We start from the raw sequence: 19,075 nt of genomic DNA, 5'->3' as shown, positions 1-19,075 counted from the left end.
TCCGTGCCTTTTCCTTTTTCAATGTTCCTGATTTCGACCCTCAGTCGTCTCCGCGTCCGGGACGCAGGTCGGAGAGGCGCCAGCCGCAAGCGAACATGACGGCGAAGTAGGCGACGGCTGCGACCGCCACCATGGCGAGCACGCCGCCCGCGCGCATGAGCCACGGCATCGTGGTCCAGGAGACGAAGGTCTGCCCGTACCAGAGACCCGCCCCCATGAGGAGAGTGGCGAGCGCGATTCGAAGCACCGCCTTCGCCCACCCGGGAAGCGGCGTGTAGATGCCGCGGCGCATCAAGATGATCAGAAGCGTACCCGCATTGAAGACGCTGCCGACGCCGACCGAAAGGGCAAGCCCCGCATGCGAGAAGAGCGGCACGGAGACCAGGTTGACGAGCTGCACGACCACAAGGCTCCAGAAGGCGGTCTTGACGGGCGTACGGATGTCCTTGCGGGCGTAGAAGGCGGGAGCAACGATCTTGAGCGCAATGAGCCCGATGAGGCCGACCGAATACCCCACGACAGCGAGTGCGGTCTGGCTCACGTCGTCGGGCGTGAAGCTTCTGCCTTGGAAGAGGAAGGAGACGAGTGCCTCGCTCGTGAGCCAGAGGCCGACGGCCGCGGGCACGGCGACGAGGACGACGAGCCTCAGTCCCCTGTCGAGGAGCGAGTTGTAGCGCGACGTGTCGCCCTTCGCATAGGCGCTCGAGAGACCAGGGAGGAGCACGGTGCCGAGCGCAACGCCCAGAAGCGCCGTCGGGAACTCCATCAGGCGGTCGGCGTAGTTGAGCCAGGTGACCGCGCCCTTGCCGAGATGGGAGGCGATGTTCGTGTTGATGAGAATCGAAAGCTGTGCGACGCCCACGCCGAAAAGCGCGGGCACCATGAGCTTGAGGACGCGCCTGACGTCACCGTCGGCCAGACTGTCCCGAAGCCCGCGGGGACGCACCCGGATCCCGAGCCTGCAAAGCGCCAGATACTGGGTGCCGAGCTGCAGTACGCCGCCCAGGATCACCGCCACGGCAAGCGCCCAGATGGGCTCGGCCATGCGAGGCGCGAGAAGCACCGTGCAGCCGATGAAGGAGAGGTTGAGGAGAACGGGCGTCACCGCCGGCACCGCAAAGCGCTTCCAGGTGTTGAGGACGGAAGCGGCAAGCGCCGTGAGCGCCATGAAGGCGATGTAGGGGAACATGAAGCGGGTGAGCGCGCTCGCGAGGTCGAAGGCCTCGGGGGCCGACGCAAGACCGCTCGCGATCGCCCAAACGAGCAGCGGCGCCGCCACGACGCCGAGGATGCTCGCGGCGAAGACCGAAAGCGCGAGCACGGTGAAGACGTGGTCGATGAAGGTGCCCGCCTCGCCCTCGCTTCTCTCCTTCACGTCGGCGAGCATCGGAACGAAGGCCTGCTGGAAGGCTCCCTCCGCAAAGAGGCGGCGCAGCATGTTCGGAAGCCTGAAGGCAACGTAGAACGCGTCGGTCTCGGCCGAGGCGCCGAAGAAGCGCGCGATGAGCATGTCGCGGATCACGCCCGTGACGCGGCTCACCAGAGTCAGGCCTGAAACAGTAAGAGCAGACTTCAAGAGCGACATGTGTCATCCCGTCGGAAATTGGAAAATCGCAAAAAATTCTACTAGAAAACGCGCCCTCGGCTTGGAAATTTGATATAGTTGAGGGCTTTTCGGAGTCACGCAATTCAAAGCCTCCGTTCTGACAGGCCGACTGATGCCCCAACCTCAGACGGACGAAGGACGGAAGTGTTGCGCAAGGCTCTGGAAATTCACGAAATCTTTGGTGTCTCGCGCAACCGCGATGCACTTTCCCCGCCTCAAGCGGAGGTTATGCAGCGGCGTCCGGACAGCGCATGATGCGCACCACGGGAACACCGGGATCAGGCATCCCATCGGGATGCTCTGGACGCCAACTGTTTAATTTACAGGCAAGGAATTTAAAAAAATGGCCAATACCAAGCAAGCTCGCAAGCGCGCCCGCCAGATGGTTGTGCGCAACATGCACCTCTCGGCTCAGCGCAGCCAGTTCCGCACCGCCATCAAGGCCGTGCGCAAGCTCATCGTCGCCGGCGACAAGGCCGCCGCTCAGGAAGCCTTCAAGAAGGCTGAATCCGTGATCGACTCCATGGCTCGCAAGGGCGTTCTCCACACGAACGCCGCTGCTCGCCACAAGAGCCGTCTCTCCGCTTCCATCAAGGCCATGGCCTAATCGGAACGTCGGATCCTGACAAAAAAAACGCACCTCCTCGCGGGGTGCGTTTTTTTTCGTCCCTCTCCCTGCGGCTACTCAGGCGGCGCCCGCGGGAAGCACGTAGAAGAGAACCGAGAAGAACTGGAGCGCAGTACCGCCCAGCACGAAGAGATGCCAGATGGCGTGGTTGTACGGGATCCGCTCCCAGAGATAGAAAATGACGCCGAGCGAGTAAACGACGCCGCCTGCTGCCAGAAGCCAGATGCCCGCAGAGGGCAGGGCCGCCATGAGCGGCTCGAAAACCAACACGACGCACCAGCCGAGAAGCAGATAAAGCAGGCAGTTGAGCCACTCGGCCCTCTTCATGAGTACGGGCTGCAGGATGATGCCTGCGAGCGCGATCGACCAGACCGCAATGCAGAGCATCGTGCCCGTCGTCCCCTTGAGCGTGACGAGACAGAACGGAGTGTACGAACCCGCGATCATGACATAGATCGCCGAATGGTCAAGCACCTGCAGAATGCGCTTGACGCGGAGGTTCGGGATGGCATGGTAGAGCGTCGAAGCCGTGTAGAGAAAGATCATCGACGCGCCGAACACTGCGGCGGCCGTGATCGTGGCGGCGCCCGCCGTGACGGGCATCATGCTGAGCATCACGACGAGCCCCGCAATGCTCAGCAGCGCAGCGACGCCGTGCGTCACCGAATTGGCGATCTCCTCGCCTGTCGAATAGCAGCCGACTGCGGCCGCAGGACTGTTGAAAGACATGCCTGCAAATCCTCCTTCAAATCATACATTTTGTATTCATGCGAAATTAAAGGTGGAAACGAAATGTCAGGGTTGTAACCGTGCGCTATTTCACTTCGTACCGAGGAGGCTCCGAACAAAGACAGGAAAGCAAAAGAGCCGCTTGCTGAACGTGTCCGCAGGCGGACCTTTTGCATGATCATTGATCACGAAAAGACTCGGTTCAAGCTTCAGCCCAGACGCACGGGCTCCATCTCGAGCTTCACGCCGAAGAGCTCGAAGACGCGCTTCTGAATCCTTTCAGCGAGCGCCATGACGTCCTCGCCCGTGGCGCCGCCTCGGTTGACGATAATGAGCGCATGGTGCTCGTAGACGCCAGCAGGACCTTCGGCCAAGCCCTTGAAGCCTGCGGCCTCGATGAGCCAGGCGGCGGCGAGCTTCATGCGACCGCCTCCGAGCCTGTAGTAGACGAGGCTCGGATGCTTGGTGAGGAGCTCGTGCCAGTGAACCTTCGTGACGATCGGGTTCGTGAAGAAGGAGCCTGCGTTCCCGATCACTGCGGGATCGGGCAGCTTGCGGGCGCGCACGGCCCGCACGATCTCACTCATGACGGGCGCGGTCACGGTTTCGGCCGTGAGGCCCCGGGCCTCAATCTCGGCCTCGAGGTCCTTGTAGCCCAGCACGGGCGTCCAGACGGCGGGAAGACGCAGCGTTACGGAGAGCACCACGAAGTTGCGGCCCGCCTCGGTCTTCATGATGCTATGGCGGTAGCTGAAGTCGCACTCCTCGACGGTGAGGACGCGCACGACCTTTTCGGCGCGGTCGTAGACCGTGACGGAGGAAAGGCGCTCAGCGAGCTCGACGCCGTAGGCGCCGATGTTCTGCACGACGGCTCCGCCCACCGTGCCCGGAATGGCGGAGAGGTTCTCAAGGCCGCCGATGCCCGCCTTGAGGGTGCGTGCCACGATGTCGTCGAAGACCTCGCCCGCGCCGCACTTGACGAGCACGTCGCCGTTGGGAGCGGCGGACATCTCCACGCCCTTGATCGTGATGCGGATCGTCATGCCCGGCACGCGGCTCATCGCGATCGTATTGGCGCCCGCGCCGAGAAAGTGCACGGGCAGACCGTTGGCGTTCGCTTCAGCAAGATGAGCCTCAAGCTCGTCGAGAGAGCCTGCCTCGGCATAGTGGTCCGCTTCGGAACGCGTCCCGAAGGTGGTGAGGCCGTCGAGCGGCCTGTGGGCTTGGATGCTTGAAATCATGGCGTTTTGACGGCTGTCGCGAGCCGCCCCTTGTTGTTAGTTCTGACTTGATTATAGGCAGGGTCTGCTCCACGCCCACGCAAGATGCACCCGCGCCCGTGGTTTGTCCCATCCCGCCTTGACAGGCGGGGCGGGATGCGGTAGAAACGTCGGATCCCGCAACGGCCGCTCCGCGGCCCACACTTTTGGAGACTCAAATGCCCTCTTTTGACGTTGAAGTCAAGGCCGACGCCGTCGAGCTTCGCAACGCAGTCGATCAGGCCCAGAAGGAAATCGGCACCCGCTACGACTTCCGCGGCACCAAGGCTTCTGTCGAGCAGAAGGACCTCGAACTCTACCTCGTCGCCGAAAGCGACTTCCAGCTCCGTCAGGTCCGCGACGTGCTCATCGGCAAGCTTGCCAAGCGCGGCATCGACGTGCGCTTCCTTGATGAGACGAAGGCCCCCGAAAAGATCGGCGGCGACTGCCTCAAGCAGACCATCGTCGTGAAGGAAGGCGTCACGAAGGAACTCGGCAAGACCATTCAGGGCATCATCAAGAACGCCAAGGCCCTCAAGCTCACGGCCGCCATCCAGGGCGACATCGTGCGCGTCTCGGGCGCCAAGCGCGACGCCCTTCAGGAGGCCATCGCGCTTCTCAAGACCGAAGTGAAGGAAGTTCCGCTCAACTTCACGAACTTCCGCGCGTAACGAAAGGCTGCAGGACGACGTCCTGCGCTTCAAGAACAAAGAGGACGCCCGTTCGGGCGTCCTCTTTGTTCTTCAGCTTTGGAAAGGGCTCAGATGCCAAGCTTTGCAATCCTCTCGGCGACCTTCGACTCGATCGCCTCGGACGTGAGGCCGACGTCCTCAAGAAGCTCGGCCTGCGTGCCCTGTTCGATGAACTCGTCGGGCAGGCCGAAGCGCATCACGGGCCTGACGACTCCGTTGTCGGCAAGCACCTCGAGAACGGCGTTGCAGGCGCCTCCCATGAGCATGCCCTCTTCGGCACAAACGATCATATCGTGCGTACGCGCGGCCTCAAGCACGGCCTCCTCGTCGATCGGCTTGACGAAGCGCATGTCGATGAGCGTGCCGTCGAGCTTTTCGGCAACAGGAGCGAGCACGTTCGTCATGCTGCCGAAGCCGAGGAAGGCCACGCGACTGCCCTTTCGCAGGGTGCGCGAGCGGCCGACGGGAATCGTCCCGCCCCCGGCCGTCACCTCGACGCCTGGGCCGCGGCCGCGCGGATAGCGGACGGAGGCGGGCGTGTTCATCGAGTAGGCCGTGTTGAGCATGAGGCGGCACTCGTTCTCGTCGGAGGGCGTCATCACCGTCATGTTCGGAATCGTGCGAAGAAGCGAAATGTCGAAGAAGCCGTGGTGCGTCGCGCCGTCGGCGCCCACCAGACCGCCTCGGTCGATTGCGAAGACGACGGGCAGGTTCTGGAGCGCCACGTCATGAATGACCTGGTCGATCGCACGCTGCAGGAAAGTCGAGTAGATCGCCACGACGGGCTTGATGCCCTCGCAGGCAAGGCCTGCAGCATAGGTGACCGCATGCTGCTCGGCGATGGCGACGTCGCGATAGCGCTCGGGATAGCGGCGCGCGAACTCGACGAGTCCCGAGCCCTCGCGCATGGCGGGCGTTATGCCGTAGAGGCGCTTGTCGGCGGCGGCCGTGTCGCAGAGCCAGCGCCCGAAGACTTCGGTGTAGGTCGGTCTGCCCGGCTTCTTTTCGGGAAGGCCGAGAAGCGGATCAAAGACGCCCACGCCGTGGTAGGCCGTCGGATCCATTTCAGCAGGCTCGTAGCCCTTGCCCTTCTGGGTCGCGACGTGCAGCACGCACGGGCAGTTGAGCCTGCGCAGGTTCTTGAGCACCTCGACGAGTCCGACGACGTCGTGGCCGTCGACGGGACCGTAGTAGTTGAGGTCGAAGCTCGAGAAGATGCCCGAGGGCGGACTCACGAAGTTGATCGCCTGCTTCTCCATACGCTTGGCGATGTCCCAGAGTCCGGGCACGGGCTTGAGGACGCGCTTGGAGATTTCGCGCGCGCACGTGTAGGCGCGCGTCGAGACGATCTTCGCGAGATGATTCGAGAGCGCGCCCGCAGGCGGCGAGATCGAGCAGTCGTTGTCGTTGAGGATGACGAGAAGCCTGACGCCTTCCTTCCAGACGCCCGCATCGTTCAGGGCTTCGAGCGCCATGCCGCCCGTCAGCGCGCCGTCGCCGATCACAGCGATGTGCCAGCGGTCGGTCTTTTCCTCAAGGCGGGCCGCAATGGCCATGCCGAGTGCGGCCGAGATCGAGGTGGAGGAGTGCGCGGTACCAAAGGCGTCGTAGGGAGACTCCGTGCGCTTCGGGAAGCCCGAGAGGCCGTGGTGCTTTCTCAGCGTGGCCATGCCCTCACGGCGTCCCGTCAGGATCTTGTGGGCGTAGGCCTGATGGCCGACGTCCCAGATGACGCGGTCCTCGGGCGTGTTGAACGCCGTGTGAATCGCGATGGCGAGCTCCGTCGCGCCAAGCGAGCTCGAAAGATGGCCGCCCGTCTTCGAGACGGACTCGACCATGAACGCGCGGAGCTCCTGAGCGAGCTGCGGGAGCTGGTGCACGTCGAGCCTGCGCAGGTCCGCAGGCGATCTGATGGAGTCGAGAAGCGTTTGCTGAGTCACTTGAGGGCGGCCTATATGTGAAGTTGGGTCATTTTAGTGCGAGCGCGCGATCACGTAGTCGGCGATCTGTGCAAGACGGTCGACCGCGCCTTCGGGGACGGCGGGATCGGCCGAGACGAGCGCAAGCGCGGCATTGGCGCGGTCATGCAGCTCTCGGGCGCGCGTACGTGCACCCTCGAGCCCGAGGAGCGACACCCAGGTGGGCTTGTCGTCCTTCTCGTCCTTGCCGGCGGTCTTGCCGAGGGTGGCCGTGTCCTGCGTGCAGTCGAGAATGTCGTCGACCACCTGAAAGGCCACGCCGAGCGCGTCTGCATAGGCCGCAAGGCCTCCTCTGGCACCGTCGCCGAGCCTGTCCCAATCGCCCGCCTGAGCACCGCAGAGGACGGCGGCCTGAATGAGGGCGCCGGTCTTCATCGCCTGCATGCGCAGGAGTTCGGCCTCGCCGGGATGCCCTCCCACCATCGCGAGATCAAGGGCCTGACCGCCGCACATGCCGCGCACGCCGGCCGCACGGGCGAGCGTGGCGCACAGGCGTGCGGCCGCAGCGGGCGGTTCGACGGCCGCGAGCACCGTGAAGGCTTCCGTCTGAAGCGCGTCGCCCGCGAGCATCGCGGTCGCTTCGCCGTACTGCACGTGCACCGTGGGTTTGCCGCGGCGAAGCGTGTCGTTGTCCATCGAGGGCATGTCGTCGTGCACGAGCGAATAGGCGTGCACGAGCTCAAGCGCAAGCGCCGCGCGGTCAAGCGCCTCGGGGCTCGCGCCCGAAACGGCGCCTGCGGCGTAGGCCAGAAGCGCGCGCACGCGCTTGCCGCCGCCGAGGACCGCATAGCGCATGGCACCGATCAGCCGTCTGGGCTCGCGGCCCGGCTTGGACAGCGTGCTGTCCGCATACCACTCGAAATGTCTGGCCGTCTCGGTCATCCAGACCTTGAAGTCGTTCTCGGAAGCTTCCGTCATTGAGTTCACCTCTCCTTCTTTTGTCGTGCGCCGCAACCACAGGGGATCAGAACGGCGCCACCTCGTCGTCGGATTCGGCGCGCAGCGTCTCAATTGTCCTGCGCGCCTCCTCGAGCTCTCGCCTGCAGCGCTTCAGAAGCGCCGTGCCGCGGGCATACCCCGCCACGCTTTCCTTGAGCGTCGCTTCGCCGGAGGCCATGCTGCTTGTGAGCTCCTCGAGCTCTTCAAGCGCCTCTTCAAAGGTGAGTTCCTCAACGGGTTTAAGATCTGTCATCGAAGTCATTCTTCCAAAAATGCCGTCCGGCCCGAAAAGGCCGAAAACGCGCCGCCCGCATTGTCCGGGCATATCCCTGCATTGTACCTAAAGCCCGAGCGTTTCTCTGACGGACTCCGCCAGCGCCCCCGCACGCAAGCCGTCCAAACGCCGCAATCGTCCGCCGATCATGATCAAAAGCCTCTGGATGCTCGTCGCATCGTTACTCTTCGCCCTGATGGCCGCCTTCGCACGCATGGGCGCCTCCGACTTCTCCGCGCTTGAACTCGTCTTCTACCGCTCGGCCTTCGGCGCCGCCGTCATCGCACTCTGGGTATGGGCGCAGGGCTTCACGCTGAGGACGCCGCTCGTGCGTGCGCATTTCATGCGCAGCTTCCTCGGCACGTTCGCACTCACGATCTGGTTCTACGCAATCTCGAAACTGCCGCTCGGCACCGCCATGACGCTCAACTACACGAGCCCGCTCTACATGGCCCTCATCGTCATCTTCCTCGCCGTAAAGAACGGCGAGTCCTTCAGCCGCGCAAGCGCCGCAGCCGTCGTGCTGGGTTTCTTCGGCGTCACGCTCGTGCTCAAGCCCGAACTTTCTCCTGGCCAGACCTTCCCCGCGCTCGTCGGTCTCACGTCCGGCTTCTTCGCGGCCCTCGCCTACTTCCAGATCCGCCAGCTCAGCCGCATGCAGGAGCCAGAATGGCGAATCGTCTTCTACTTCACGCTCTTCGGCACGGTCTGGGGACTCGGCGGACACCTGCTGCTTGCGGGCGGCATGACGCCCGTCACCTGGGACAACGCGCCCGCTCTCCTCGGCATGGCGGTCACCGCTACGGGCGCCCAGCTTGCGATGACCCGCTCCTGGGGCAGCGCCAACACGCTTCTCACCGCCGTCTTCCAGTACTCGGCCATCGTCTTCGCCGCAGGCTTCGGACTCGCCTTCTTCGACGAACCCGTCGGTCTCATGAGCGCCGCAGGCATCGCCGTCATTCTGGTTTCGGGCGTCTGGGCCGCCGTCATCGCCAAGAAGAAGTCCTGATGAAAACGAAAGGGCCGCACGCTAGGACTCATGACCCCGCCATACGGCCCCTTCTTGCATTCAGGTCTTTCAGGATCAGTGCCCGTGAGGATCCGCCTGCAGCTGGACGCCGGGCTTCTCATGCTCATGTCCCTCGTGGCCGTGGTCATGCCCAATGCCGAGGATGACGGTGCTCAGCAGCACGCCCGCAATGAAGAGAACGAGCTGCCTGAGGCCGTCTCGCCTTGTCCTGCAGTCCCTGAAGACCTCGGGCAGCAGGGCATGAAGCGTGATGAAGAGAAAGGAGGCGGCGGAGGCGGCAAGCGCAAAGGGCAGCGCCTCACGCGAGAAGCTCACGGCGGCCCACCCCGCGACGCCGCCCGCCAGAGTCGGTAACGCCGCGGCCACGCACCAGAGCACGGCGCGGCGAGCATCGAGTCCGCAGTTCTTCAGAATCACCATGTAGCCCGTCGACTGGGGAATCTCGTGGCAGCAGACGGCAAGCGCCACCAGCCAGCCCGCACGCTCGTCCATGAGGAAGGTGCTGGCGATCAGCACGCCGTCGACGAAGTTGTGCAGTCCCGCTCCCGTCATCACGGCCGTCGCGACCGCACGCCCCGGATGAGCCTCGCCGCATCCCTCGTGCCCGTGATGCGTGAAGATCCGCTCCAGAAACAGAAAGAGCAGGACCGTGCCGAGCATGACGAGTCCCAGATCATGCGCCTCGACCCCGGGCATCTCAAAGGCCTCGGGAATGAGGTGCGTGAGCGCAACTGCGGCAAGCAGCCCGCAGGCGACCGCGAGGAGCTGCTCGGAGAGGCCCGCAAGCCATCGGCAGGAAAGCAGCGCGGCAACGGAAATCGAAAGGACTCTCGTCAAAACGCCTGCGGCAAGGATGTGTAAAAGAGTATCCATGTTGTTTTCTATTGACTGTCAAAGAGGCGGAGGGCAGCCTTGAAACCCTGTTTTCGGGCGTTGCCATTTTACGACAGAGCGCCGAGCCCCGACCATCATGCACGCTCCCTATAAGAGCACCCATGCCAATAGGTAAATAATCATTGACTGCCTTTTGATCGAAATCAACATCACGCCGCAATCCACGTACATTGGGCGCCCCCTTCGGAAACTCCCGTAAAAGCAAACTGAAGCACGCACCGACGAATACGCGTTTACCCTAGGTCTTATATATGAGCTAGGTGAATAGAATCGAGTCAAGGCGGGAGCAAACATTCCGTCAGCGTCGTTGCACCCTCTTTCCAACCGTGCGGCGGCTATATAAGAGTAACAACAGCTAGGGGTGGAGATTATGTCCTCCAAAATAAAAATCAGTCTGGCCTGGCAGATGATGATCGGGCTCGCGCTCGGTATCGTAGTCGGCGCGCTCGTTGATTCCTCCTTCGCCCAGACGTGGCTTCAGCCGCTCGGCGACCTCTTCATTCGTCTGATCCGAATGGTGGTCGTTCCTCTCGTTCTGGCAACGATCATTGCCGGTGCCGCCGGTATCTCCGACACGTCCAAGCTCGGTCGTGTCGCCGTCAAGGTGCTTCTCGTCTATGCCGTGACGACCGGCATCGCCGTGGCCTGCGGCCTGCTCTTTGCAGGCATCATCCAGCCGGGCATGGGCCTTGACCTCTCCACCGAAGGCCTTCAGGCCAAGGAAGTCGTGGCGCCCCCGCTCGTCAAGACGCTGCTCGCCATCGTCCCGATCAACCCCATGCAGGCCATGGCCGAAGGCTCCATGCTTCAGATCATCTTCTTCGCGGTGATCTTCGGCTTCGCCCTCTCCGGCCTTGGTGAACGCGGCAAGCCCGTGCTTCACTTCTTCGAAATCGTCGGCGACGTGATGATCCGCGTCACCCACATGGTCATGCTTTACGCCCCGATCGGCGTCTTCGGCCTCATCTCGTTCACGGTCAGCCGTCACGGCCTCGCCGTCCTGCTTCCGCTCGGCGCCCTCATTCTCACGGCCTTCCTCGCGACCGTCGTGTTCGTCGGTATGATCCTGCTGCCGCTCGTGCGCATCGCGACAGGCATACCGATCATGACCTTCCTCAAGGGCATCTTCGAACCGTGGCTCGTCGCCTTCACGACCTGCTCGTCCGCCGCCGCCCTTCCGGCCAACCTGAACGCCGCCCGCAAGCTCGGCTCCACGAAGGCGATCTCCTCCTTCTCGATCCCGCTCGGCAATACGATCAACATGAACGGTACGGCCATCTACATGGGCGTCTGCTCGATCTTCGCGGCTGAAGTCTACGGTCTTCCGCTCACGATGGCCGACCAGCTCACCATCGTTCTGATGGGCGTTCTCGCCGCCGTCGGCACCGCCGGCGTTCCGGGCGCAGGTCTGATCATGACGACGATCATCTTCACGCAGGTCGGCATTCCGCTCGAAGCCGTTGCGCTCATCGCCGGCGTCGACCGTATTCTCGACATGATCCGCACGTCCATCAACGTGGTCGGCGACGTGGCCGCCGCCGTCATCGTCACCAAGATGGAGGGCGACCTCAATTCCGAACCCTATGTCGAGGGAGCGGACTAAGGTTCGCTGAACCGCTCTGACAAACCAGGAAAACGCCCCTGCAGCCTTGACTGCAGGGGCGTTTTCCTTTCGGAATCGGATCGTCGGACTACTTGCCCGAAATCGGCGTCAGAGTCTCGGCCTGAACGCGCAACTCCTCAAAGGGCAGGCGCAGGGCCCTGCCGAAAACCTCGTAACGGACGTCCCTTCTCAGAGTGACGCCCGTGCGGGCCTCGTTCGGAATCTCGACGCGCACGTTGCCCGTGCCGTCTTCGAAGACGTAAACGCCGTCCTCAGGCTCAGCCGTGATGTGGCCCCTGAAGTAGACGAGCTCGTCGGCCCGGGCGTTCTTCTGAGCGGCGGCCACCGTGTCAAAGCTGACGTAGGCGTGGCGCGCCGTGACCTCGGCCTGAGCGCCGCCGAGTGCGAGGGCAAGCGCAAGGCCTGCCAGACAGGACTTGAACATTTCTTCTCCTTTGCAGGCACGCTCCCAGAGGAACGCCTGCGTGGATGCGTGATTGATGAACGAACGGGCGCCGGCGCGGAGGATTCACCTGAAGCCCCGTGAGGGTTGCCTGCGCCACATTCTCATGGGCCATCATTTTGCGCCTTTGCGGCGTGTGAAGCATGCGCCGATGCTTGCCCTAGGGCAAGAGATGCCGTGAAATCCCGTGAATCACACGCGAATTGAATGACACGCTCTGATACAGATGCAAACGTCGGTTCATATCTCCAATATGGTATGTTTTGCCTGTTGCGGTCAAGTCCCGACCGCATCAAAAAAAAGGAGAAAACTGCCATGAAGCTGCGCCACGCCGCCGCGATCGTCCCGTGCGCCATCGCACTCACCGCCTGCACCGCCGTCACCAGCACCCAGAACGCCGACCTCGCGGGCCGCTCCCTAATGTGGGCCGACGGTGCCACCGAGGAATGTGAAGTCCCGCCGTCCATCAAGTTCGGCGCCGACGGCAAGGTCTCCGGCAACGCAGGCTGCAATCTTCTCGTCGGCGGCTGGACACTCCAGGGCGACAAGCTCGACCTCTCTCAGCTCGGCTCCACCCGCCGCATGTGCGGTCCCGAACTCATGAAGATGGAGGACGCCTTCCTCTCCAACCTTGGAAAGACCGTCTACGTCGAGACCGAAGGCGACAAGGTCAGGCTCCTTGACGCCGAGCGCAAGCTCGTCATGACGCTCGTGCCCGAAGCCCCCGGCGTCTGCAAATAAGATCCGGATTCACCATTCCAAAAAGGGAGGCCCGTTTTCACGGCCTCCCTTTTCTTTTGCATCAACTCTCGGGGAAGAGGATCGAAAGCCGTCAGTGCGCGGCCCCCCAGCTGTCCCCCATGCCGACCTCGGCGACGAGCGGAACGGAGAGCGAGGCGACGGCGGCCATCAGTTCGGGCACCTTCCTGCGCACGAGTTCGGCCTCTTCGACAGGCGCCTCGAGAATCAGTTCGTCGTGCACCTGGAGGACGAGCCTGGAGCGAAGACCTTCGGCTCTCAGCCAGGCGTCGACCGCAATCATGGCCTTCTTGATGAGGTCCGCCGCAGTGCCCTGCATGGGCGCATTGATGGCCGCGCGCTCGGCGGCCGCCTGAACGGGCTTGCGCGAGCTCGCGATTTCGGGAATCCAGAGACGGCGGCCGAACGCCGTCTCGACGTAGCCGCGCTCATGCGCCTCTGCGCGCTTGGCGTCCATGTAGACGCGCACGCCGGGATAGCGCGCGAAATACTCGTCGATGTAATGGGCGGCCATGCGGCGCTCGATGCCCAGGTTCTGGGCAAGACCGAAGGCGCTCATGCCGTAGATGAGGCCGAAGTTGATGACCTTGGCCATTCGACGCTCGTCGGCCGTCACCTCCTCGGGCTTGCGACCGAAGACCTCCGCTGCGGTCGCACGGTGAATGTCCTCGCCGCGCGCGAAGGCGTCCAGAAGCCCCTTGTCCTGCGAGAGGTGGGCCATGATGCGAAGCTCGATCTGCGAGTAGTCGGCGGAGATGATCACGTTGCCCGACTCGGCGACGAATGCCTCCCTCACCGCACGGCCCTCGTCGGTTCGCACGGGAATGTTCTGCAGGTTCGGATCCGAACTCGCCAGACGCCCCGTCACGGCGACGGCCTGACCGAAGGTCGTGTGCACGCGGCCGTCCTTCGGGTCGACCATGCGCGGGAGCTTGTCGAGATAGGTGCTCTTGAGCTTCGTGAGACGACGGTGCTCGAGAATGAGCTTCGGCAACGGATAGTCGAGAGCGAGCTCCGTCAGCACCTCCTCGTCCGTCGACGGCGTGCCGGTACCCGTCTTCTTGCTCGAGGGAAGCCCGAGCTCGGTGAAGAGCACCTGCGCGAGCTGCTTGGGACTCGACAGATTGAACTCATGCCCCGCCGCCTTGTAGGCGTCGGCCACAAGGCCGTCGATGCGAACGGTGAGGGCTTCGGACTGTTGCGAGAGCCTGAAGTCGTCGAGCGCAACCCCCGCCTCCTCCATGCGGCCGAGCACGCCGATGAGGGGCTGCTCAAGCGTTTCGTAGATCGCCATCAGCCCATCCTCAAGATCGAGCCTCGTCATCAGCACGGCATGAAGCGCACGGATTGCGGCGGCCTCCTCGCCGAGGAGCTCCACGACGGCCTTCGGATCAGCATCCTTTGCCGCAATGGCCTTCGCGCCCTTGCCTACGACGCTCTCGCGGGTGGGAATCGAACGCGCAAGCGAGCGGGCGGCAAGAAGCGGCAGCTCGTGCTTCAGATGAGCCTCGAGCACATAGCTCATCAGCATCGTGTCGTGCAGCATGCCGCCGAGCCTCACGCCCTGAGCGAGGAAGACATGCGCGAGCGTCTTCGCGTCATGTGCGACCTTGGCGGCGGAACCCTCGAGCCAGGGACGCATCACGTCCATGACGTGCGCGACGGGGAGCTCCTCCGTGAAGCGGATCACGAAGACGTCCTTGATGGAAAGCGCGACGCCGAGCGCGGCAGGCTCTGCATGACGGGCGTCGCCGTCCCAGAGCATCGTAAGCGCGACGGGCATGGCGCGGCTCTCGTCGAGCAGCCTGCCTGCGAACAGCTCGAGCGTCATGCGGTCGGCGATTTCGGTCACGGGCAGCTCGTCGGGACGCTCGGCCAGCGCGGGCGAGAAGCTCACCTGCATCACGGGTGCGGCGGGCGCCGCCTTTTTGGCGGGAGCGGGCTTCGGAGCAGGCTTGGCGGCAAGCGCCTCGGCCGCAAAGGCCTCTCTGGAAAAGAGTCCGCCGAGATCGTCGGGCTCGGCCGTCCCTGTCGCCGCAGGCTCGGCGGAGGCGCCGATGCCGGAAGGCGCGGCGCGCTTGAGGGTCGAGAGCGACATCTCCCAGCGACGGCAGAAGGCGGAGACAGCATCGGGATCGGCGGGCTTCACGACGAGGGCCTCAGGCACGCATCCCTCGGGAAGCTTGACCGTACGACAGATCGTGGTGAGGCGGCGTGCGTCGTCAAGGAAGGCAAGCCCCGCGCGCAGATATTCGCCCGCCTTGCCCTTCACTTCACCCGCATGAGCCTTGACGCCCTCAAGGTCACCGTATTCGGCGATCCACTTGGCGGCGGTCTTCGGACCGCACTTCTCGATGCCGGGCACGTTGTCGACCTTGTCGCCCATGAGGGAGAGGTAGTCGACGATGCGCTCAGGCGGAACGCCGTACTTTTCAATGACGCCCTCGCGGTCGTAGAACTTCACGTTCATCGTGTTGATGAGCACGATGTCGTCGTCGACGAGCTGGGCCATGTCCTTGTCGCCCGTGGCGATGATGCTCTTCATGCCCGCGGCGCGCGCCTTTTCGGCGATCGTCGCGATCACGTCGTCAGCCTCGACGCCGGGCACCGAAACGACGGGCCAGCCGAGGTCCTTCAGAATGCCGTGAAGCGGTTCGATCTGCACGCGCAGGTCGTCGGGCATCGGCGGGCGGTTGCTCTTGTACTCGGGGAACATCTCGTGGCGGAAGTTCTTCCCCTGCGCGTCGAAGATGATGACGGCGTGATCGGGCTTGGCAAGCGCCCAGACCTTGCCGAGCATGCCCAGAAAGCCCCGGACGGCCCCCGTCGGCTCGCCCGAACTCGTGCGAAGGTCGGGAAGGCCGTGAAAGGCGCGGAAAAGATAGTTGGAGCCGTCGATGAGAAGAATCTTGGACATGTTGGAAGTCGTTGCTGCAAATGTATGAATGGGCCGTAAAAACCGGCTGCCGTAAGAATAGCCGAAAAAGCCGTCCGCCACGGCGAAGCCAGAGACGCATCCATACATGCGGACACACTTCGCCTGTCGCCTCTGAACGCCTCGCCGTGGCACAATTGGACTGACAGGGCCGCGATGCGCCGCAGGAGGTCTCGCAGGCGCATTCCGACCATTCATGGGCCTGACGCCCGCCGGCCCTGCCTCCCTTCACCGTGCCGCCGCTTCCGCGAAGCCCATGACGAGCGGCGCAAAGGATTAGCCATGACAAAAACCAGAAACTGCCTGTCCGCCCTCTGTCTCATCGCCGTTTCGACCGCCGCCTGCGCGGCTCCTTCGGCTCCGAACGACGCGCCGCCCCCGTACGCGGGCGACGTGAAGGTCGAGAAGCCCGCTCCGCAGTCCGGACCCGCAGCCCGCAAGCCGTCCGCCGAGGAGGCCAACCCGCTCCTTCCGAGCAAGGCCGACATGGAGAAGGCCCGCGAGGAGCGCGCCCACGGCCATCTGCCGCCCAAGTTCGACCGCCAGACCAAGATCGAGGAGGTCCGTGACGAAAACAACCGCGTCACCGAATACGTCGTGACGCCGGGCACCACCCAGATCCCCTATCGCATCGAGAACAGGGCCGAACGTCCGATCGACTCCTCGCCTGCGGGCAACTCCAAGAGTACGCTCGGCACGACCAAGTTCATCGAACTCGGCTGGTAACCGCATCCCTTTATGGCACAAGCATTCAATTACGCCGACGGCCTGCGTTGGTTCGGCGAGGGCGTCCGCGCCCTCAGGAACCGGCCGCTCGGGCTCGTCGGCATCGTCGTCTTCTACGTCCTCATAAGCGGCCTGCTCTCGGGCCTGCCCGTCGTGGGCACGATCCTCGCAGGCGTCTGGATGCCGTTCGGAGCCGTGCTCACGGGTTTTGCCGCCCGCGAGGCGCTCGCAGACAGGCTTCCCGGATACGCACCGCTTCTCGCCGCCTTCAGGAAGCAGGGCATGCGCCTGCACCTCATCGCCGTGGGCCTCATCAGCGCCGGCGTGCTTGAGCTCGTCATGCTCGTCTTCCAGCTGCTTTCCGCCGACCAGATCGCGCAGTGGAAGATGGTCGAGGGGGCGATCGACCCCGAAAGCGTCGCGGCACACTTCCCGTCCGCAGGCGTTGCGGCGGCGCTTGTCCTCTACACTCCGCTCTTCATGGCGACGCTCTTCGCGCCGCTTCTCATTGCGGACGCGGGCCAGGGCGCGGGCAAGAGCTTCTTCTACTCCTTCTTCGGCATCCTGAGGAACTTCTCGGCCTGCCTCACGACGGCCGTCCTCCTCGTGCTGATGACGAGCGCGGCGGTATTTCTCACCGTCGGTGCGGGCCTTGCCGCCGGGCTCGGCGGCGCCACGACCTACATCACGCCGATCATCGCGATCCTCGTCACGACGATCGCTCAGGCCTGCGTCTGGCCGATGTACCGCGACCTCTTCGGTCCGAAAAACCTCTTCGAGCGTCTCGACTGAGTCCGCCTGAGCTCATTGTCGACCCTGTCGACATCATCAAGGAAGGCCGCGTCACCGCGGCCTTCTTCACATCCTCACGCCTCGAGCCCCTCAAAAAGCGAGGGCTGTCCGTCGTCCCTCTGCGCGGGCGATCCCACGGCAAGCCCCAGCAGCCTGACGCCGCCCTTCGGAATCTCCATGCCCGCCAGAAGCCTGCAGGCATCCTCCGCCAGCCTCGTCATGGCGTTCGCATCATAGGGAACCTCGGCCGCCACCGAGCGCGTGCGCGTCGTGAAGTCGTGGCTTCTCACCTTGAGTGAAAGCGTGATTCCTGCAAAGTCCGCGCGGCCGAGCCTGAAGGCAAGATCGGCGGCAAGCTCTCCGATGATCCCCCTCAGGCGCACGGGATCCCTGACGTCCCGCTCAAAGGTCCTCTCGCACCCGACGCTCTTGCGAACGCGGCTCGACCTCACGGGCCTGTCGTCGATCCCGCGCACGAAGCGGTAGAAATCGTAGCCAGACTGTCCGAAGTGGCGCATCAGATCGGAGAGCGGCACGGCTCGGAGTTCAGGCGCCGTTCTGATGCCGAGCGCATGGAGTCTGGCGGCCGTGGCGGGGCCCACGCCCCAGAAGGCCTCTACGGGCAGGCGGTCGATGAAGTCGATCGCCCTTTCGGGATGGATCGTGCAGAGACCGTCGGGCTTTCGCCAGTCGGAAGCGACCTTGGCGAGGAACTTGTTGTAGGAGACGCCGGCGCTCGCCACAAGGCCGAGCTCCTCGCGGATCGCGCGCTTGATGGCGACCGCCACCTCGACGCCGAGGGCGAGCCCCTGCTTGTTGACGGTCACGTCGAGAAAGGCCTCGTCAAGGCTGATGGGCTCGATCACGTCGGTATAGCGCCTGAAGATCTCGTGGATCTGACAGGAGACGGCCTTGTAGTGGCTCATTCGTCCCTCGACGAAGATCAGTTCGGGACAGAGCTCGCGCGCCCTCGAACTCGGCATGGCGCTGTGCACGCCGAAGCGCCTCGCCTCGTAGCTTGCCGTCGCAACGACGCCGCGCCCCTGAGCGTGTCCGACCGCGATCGGGCGTCCCCGAAGCTCGGGGCGGTCACGCTGCTCGACCGAGGCATAGAATGCGTCCATGTCGACGTGCACGATCCTGCGCGAGACGTTGCGCACAAGCGTGAGGCCTTCGGCCCCGTTTCCTGCGGAAACGCATGCGGGAACTGACTGTGAAGCGGGAGGACGTGTTGCCATGGTCGTCATTGTCGGGAAAGGGGGATTTCGAACGACAGGATAAATCAGATCGCAGGGCATCGAGGCGCCGTCTACCTCCAAATTCCGTCTTTCGGACATGGTCTGCGGGTTGCAAAAGGACTACAATCTCTTTCTTACATTTCGTACCCTCAAATCCAAGGAGATTCCTTCAATGCCTCATGTTGTCTGCGAAGCCTGCATCGGCTGCAAGCGCACCGACTGCGTCGACGTCTGCCCTGTCGACTGCTTCCGCGAAGGCCCGAACTTTCTCGTGATCGACCCCGACGAATGCATCGACTGCGCCGTGTGCATCCCCGAATGCCCGGAAGCAGCCATCTTCGCCGAAGAGGACGTCCCTGAGGATCAGCAGGAATTCATCGCGCTCAACGCCGAGCTCGCCCGCGAATGGCCCTCCATTACGCGCCGCAAGCCCTACCCTGACGACGCCGACCAGTACCACGGCGTCAAGGGCAAGCTGAAGTTCCTCAAGCGCTGACAAGCGCTGGCAATGGCGGCTCTTGCGAAGGGC

At 63.7% G+C, this 19,075-nt stretch carries 18 protein-coding genes; 8 read left to right on the top strand and 10 right to left on the bottom strand.

Features of this window, described 5'->3' with window-relative positions; all coding sequences use genetic code 11:
• Nucleotides 1-40: 40 nt before the first annotated feature.
• Nucleotides 41-1,585: a murein biosynthesis integral membrane protein MurJ gene (gene murJ / locus HMPREF3036_RS05665; protein ID WP_005435872.1), complete on the bottom strand. Its 1,545-nt coding sequence runs from the start codon at nucleotides 1,583-1,585 to the stop codon at nucleotides 41-43.
• Nucleotides 1,586-1,949: 364 nt separating this feature from the next.
• On the opposite strand from murJ, the gene rpsT reads away from it, so the two are divergent.
• Nucleotides 1,950-2,213: a 30S ribosomal protein S20 gene (gene rpsT / locus HMPREF3036_RS05660; RefSeq protein WP_005435869.1), complete on the top strand. Its 264-nt coding sequence runs from the start codon at nucleotides 1,950-1,952 to the stop codon at nucleotides 2,211-2,213.
• A gap of 78 nt (nucleotides 2,214-2,291) precedes the next feature.
• On the opposite strand, the gene HMPREF3036_RS05655 is transcribed toward rpsT, so the two are convergent.
• Both HMPREF3036_RS05655 and murB read right to left on the bottom strand, forming a co-directional pair.
• Nucleotides 2,292-2,963, bottom strand: coding sequence for a PAQR family membrane homeostasis protein TrhA (locus tag HMPREF3036_RS05655; RefSeq protein ID WP_005435868.1), 672 nt, complete (start codon nucleotides 2,961-2,963; stop codon nucleotides 2,292-2,294).
• A gap of 209 nt (nucleotides 2,964-3,172) precedes the next feature.
• A complete protein-coding gene (gene murB, locus HMPREF3036_RS05650; RefSeq protein WP_005435867.1) occupies nucleotides 3,173-4,204 on the bottom strand; it encodes a UDP-N-acetylmuramate dehydrogenase in 1,032 nt (343 codons plus the stop codon).
• 197 nt (nucleotides 4,205-4,401) lie between these two features.
• Between murB and HMPREF3036_RS05645 the strand changes: the two genes are divergently transcribed.
• On the top strand, nucleotides 4,402-4,893 hold the full coding sequence (locus HMPREF3036_RS05645) for a YajQ family cyclic di-GMP-binding protein (protein ID WP_005435866.1): 492 nt from the start codon (nucleotides 4,402-4,404) through the stop codon (nucleotides 4,891-4,893).
• Between the two features lie 89 nt (nucleotides 4,894-4,982).
• Here HMPREF3036_RS05645 and dxs read toward each other — a convergent pair whose 3' ends face one another.
• From dxs to xseB, 3 genes are read right to left on the bottom strand one after another with little or no spacing between them, the layout of a single operon-like run.
• The gene (gene dxs, locus HMPREF3036_RS05640; protein ID WP_062332324.1) at nucleotides 4,983-6,854 is read right to left on the bottom strand and encodes a 1-deoxy-D-xylulose-5-phosphate synthase; all 1,872 of its coding nucleotides are present in this window, start codon (nucleotides 6,852-6,854) and stop codon (nucleotides 4,983-4,985) included.
• A 33-nt stretch (nucleotides 6,855-6,887) separates the two neighbouring features.
• Complete coding sequence (locus HMPREF3036_RS05635) at nucleotides 6,888-7,811, bottom strand: polyprenyl synthetase family protein (protein WP_062332321.1); 924 nt, start codon at nucleotides 7,809-7,811, stop codon at nucleotides 6,888-6,890.
• 46 nt (nucleotides 7,812-7,857) lie between these two features.
• Complete coding sequence (gene xseB, locus HMPREF3036_RS05630; protein ID WP_005435863.1) at nucleotides 7,858-8,085, bottom strand: exodeoxyribonuclease VII small subunit; 228 nt, start codon at nucleotides 8,083-8,085, stop codon at nucleotides 7,858-7,860.
• A 169-nt stretch (nucleotides 8,086-8,254) separates the two neighbouring features.
• Between xseB and HMPREF3036_RS05625 the strand changes: the two genes are divergently transcribed.
• A complete protein-coding gene (locus tag HMPREF3036_RS05625) occupies nucleotides 8,255-9,115 on the top strand; it encodes a DMT family transporter (protein ID WP_005435862.1) in 861 nt (286 codons plus the stop codon).
• A 75-nt stretch (nucleotides 9,116-9,190) separates the two neighbouring features.
• Here HMPREF3036_RS05625 and HMPREF3036_RS05620 read toward each other — a convergent pair whose 3' ends face one another.
• Complete coding sequence (locus HMPREF3036_RS05620; RefSeq protein ID WP_005435861.1) at nucleotides 9,191-10,009, bottom strand: ZIP family metal transporter; 819 nt, start codon at nucleotides 10,007-10,009, stop codon at nucleotides 9,191-9,193.
• Nucleotides 10,010-10,400: 391 nt separating this feature from the next.
• On the opposite strand from HMPREF3036_RS05620, the gene HMPREF3036_RS05615 reads away from it, so the two are divergent.
• Nucleotides 10,401-11,633 carry a dicarboxylate/amino acid:cation symporter gene (locus tag HMPREF3036_RS05615; RefSeq protein ID WP_005435860.1) on the top strand — a complete coding sequence of 411 codons (1,233 nt, stop codon included), beginning with the start codon at nucleotides 10,401-10,403 and terminating at the stop codon, nucleotides 11,631-11,633.
• A gap of 88 nt (nucleotides 11,634-11,721) precedes the next feature.
• Here HMPREF3036_RS05615 and HMPREF3036_RS05610 read toward each other — a convergent pair whose 3' ends face one another.
• Nucleotides 11,722-12,078, bottom strand: a complete 357-nt coding sequence (locus HMPREF3036_RS05610) for a NirD/YgiW/YdeI family stress tolerance protein (RefSeq protein ID WP_005435859.1) — start codon at nucleotides 12,076-12,078, stop codon at nucleotides 11,722-11,724.
• Nucleotides 12,079-12,411: 333 nt separating this feature from the next.
• On the opposite strand from HMPREF3036_RS05610, the gene HMPREF3036_RS05605 reads away from it, so the two are divergent.
• Nucleotides 12,412-12,837 carry an META domain-containing protein gene (locus tag HMPREF3036_RS05605; protein WP_062332317.1) on the top strand — a complete coding sequence of 142 codons (426 nt, stop codon included), beginning with the start codon at nucleotides 12,412-12,414 and terminating at the stop codon, nucleotides 12,835-12,837.
• A 91-nt stretch (nucleotides 12,838-12,928) separates the two neighbouring features.
• Here the strand turns inward: HMPREF3036_RS05605 and polA are convergent, their stop codons facing one another.
• Entirely contained in the window at nucleotides 12,929-15,772 is a 2,844-nt protein-coding gene (gene polA / locus HMPREF3036_RS05600) for a DNA polymerase I (protein ID WP_062332314.1), read from the bottom strand.
• Between the two features lie 300 nt (nucleotides 15,773-16,072).
• On the opposite strand from polA, the gene HMPREF3036_RS05595 reads away from it, so the two are divergent.
• Nucleotides 16,073-16,516, top strand: a complete 444-nt coding sequence (locus tag HMPREF3036_RS05595; protein ID WP_005435850.1) for a hypothetical protein — start codon at nucleotides 16,073-16,075, stop codon at nucleotides 16,514-16,516.
• A gap of 12 nt (nucleotides 16,517-16,528) precedes the next feature.
• Nucleotides 16,529-17,308 carry a BPSS1780 family membrane protein gene (locus HMPREF3036_RS05590; protein WP_005435849.1) on the top strand — a complete coding sequence of 260 codons (780 nt, stop codon included), beginning with the start codon at nucleotides 16,529-16,531 and terminating at the stop codon, nucleotides 17,306-17,308.
• A gap of 74 nt (nucleotides 17,309-17,382) precedes the next feature.
• Here the strand turns inward: HMPREF3036_RS05590 and dinB are convergent, their stop codons facing one another.
• Nucleotides 17,383-18,546 (bottom strand): DNA polymerase IV, encoded by a 1,164-nt coding sequence (dinB, locus tag HMPREF3036_RS05585; RefSeq protein WP_231853578.1) that lies wholly within the window; start codon nucleotides 18,544-18,546, stop codon nucleotides 17,383-17,385.
• Nucleotides 18,547-18,718: 172 nt separating this feature from the next.
• Here dinB and fdxA point away from each other — a divergent pair, with 172 nt between their 5' ends.
• Entirely contained in the window at nucleotides 18,719-19,042 is a 324-nt protein-coding gene (gene fdxA / locus HMPREF3036_RS05580; protein WP_005435847.1) for a ferredoxin FdxA, read from the top strand.
• Nucleotides 19,043-19,075 lie beyond the last annotated feature (33 nt).

Source organism: Sutterella sp. KLE1602, from assembly GCF_001578585.1.
GTDB classification, from domain to species: Bacteria; Pseudomonadota; Gammaproteobacteria; order Burkholderiales; family Burkholderiaceae_F; genus Sutterella; species Sutterella wadsworthensis_A.
This window is presented reverse-complemented; position numbering and strand designations above follow the sequence as displayed.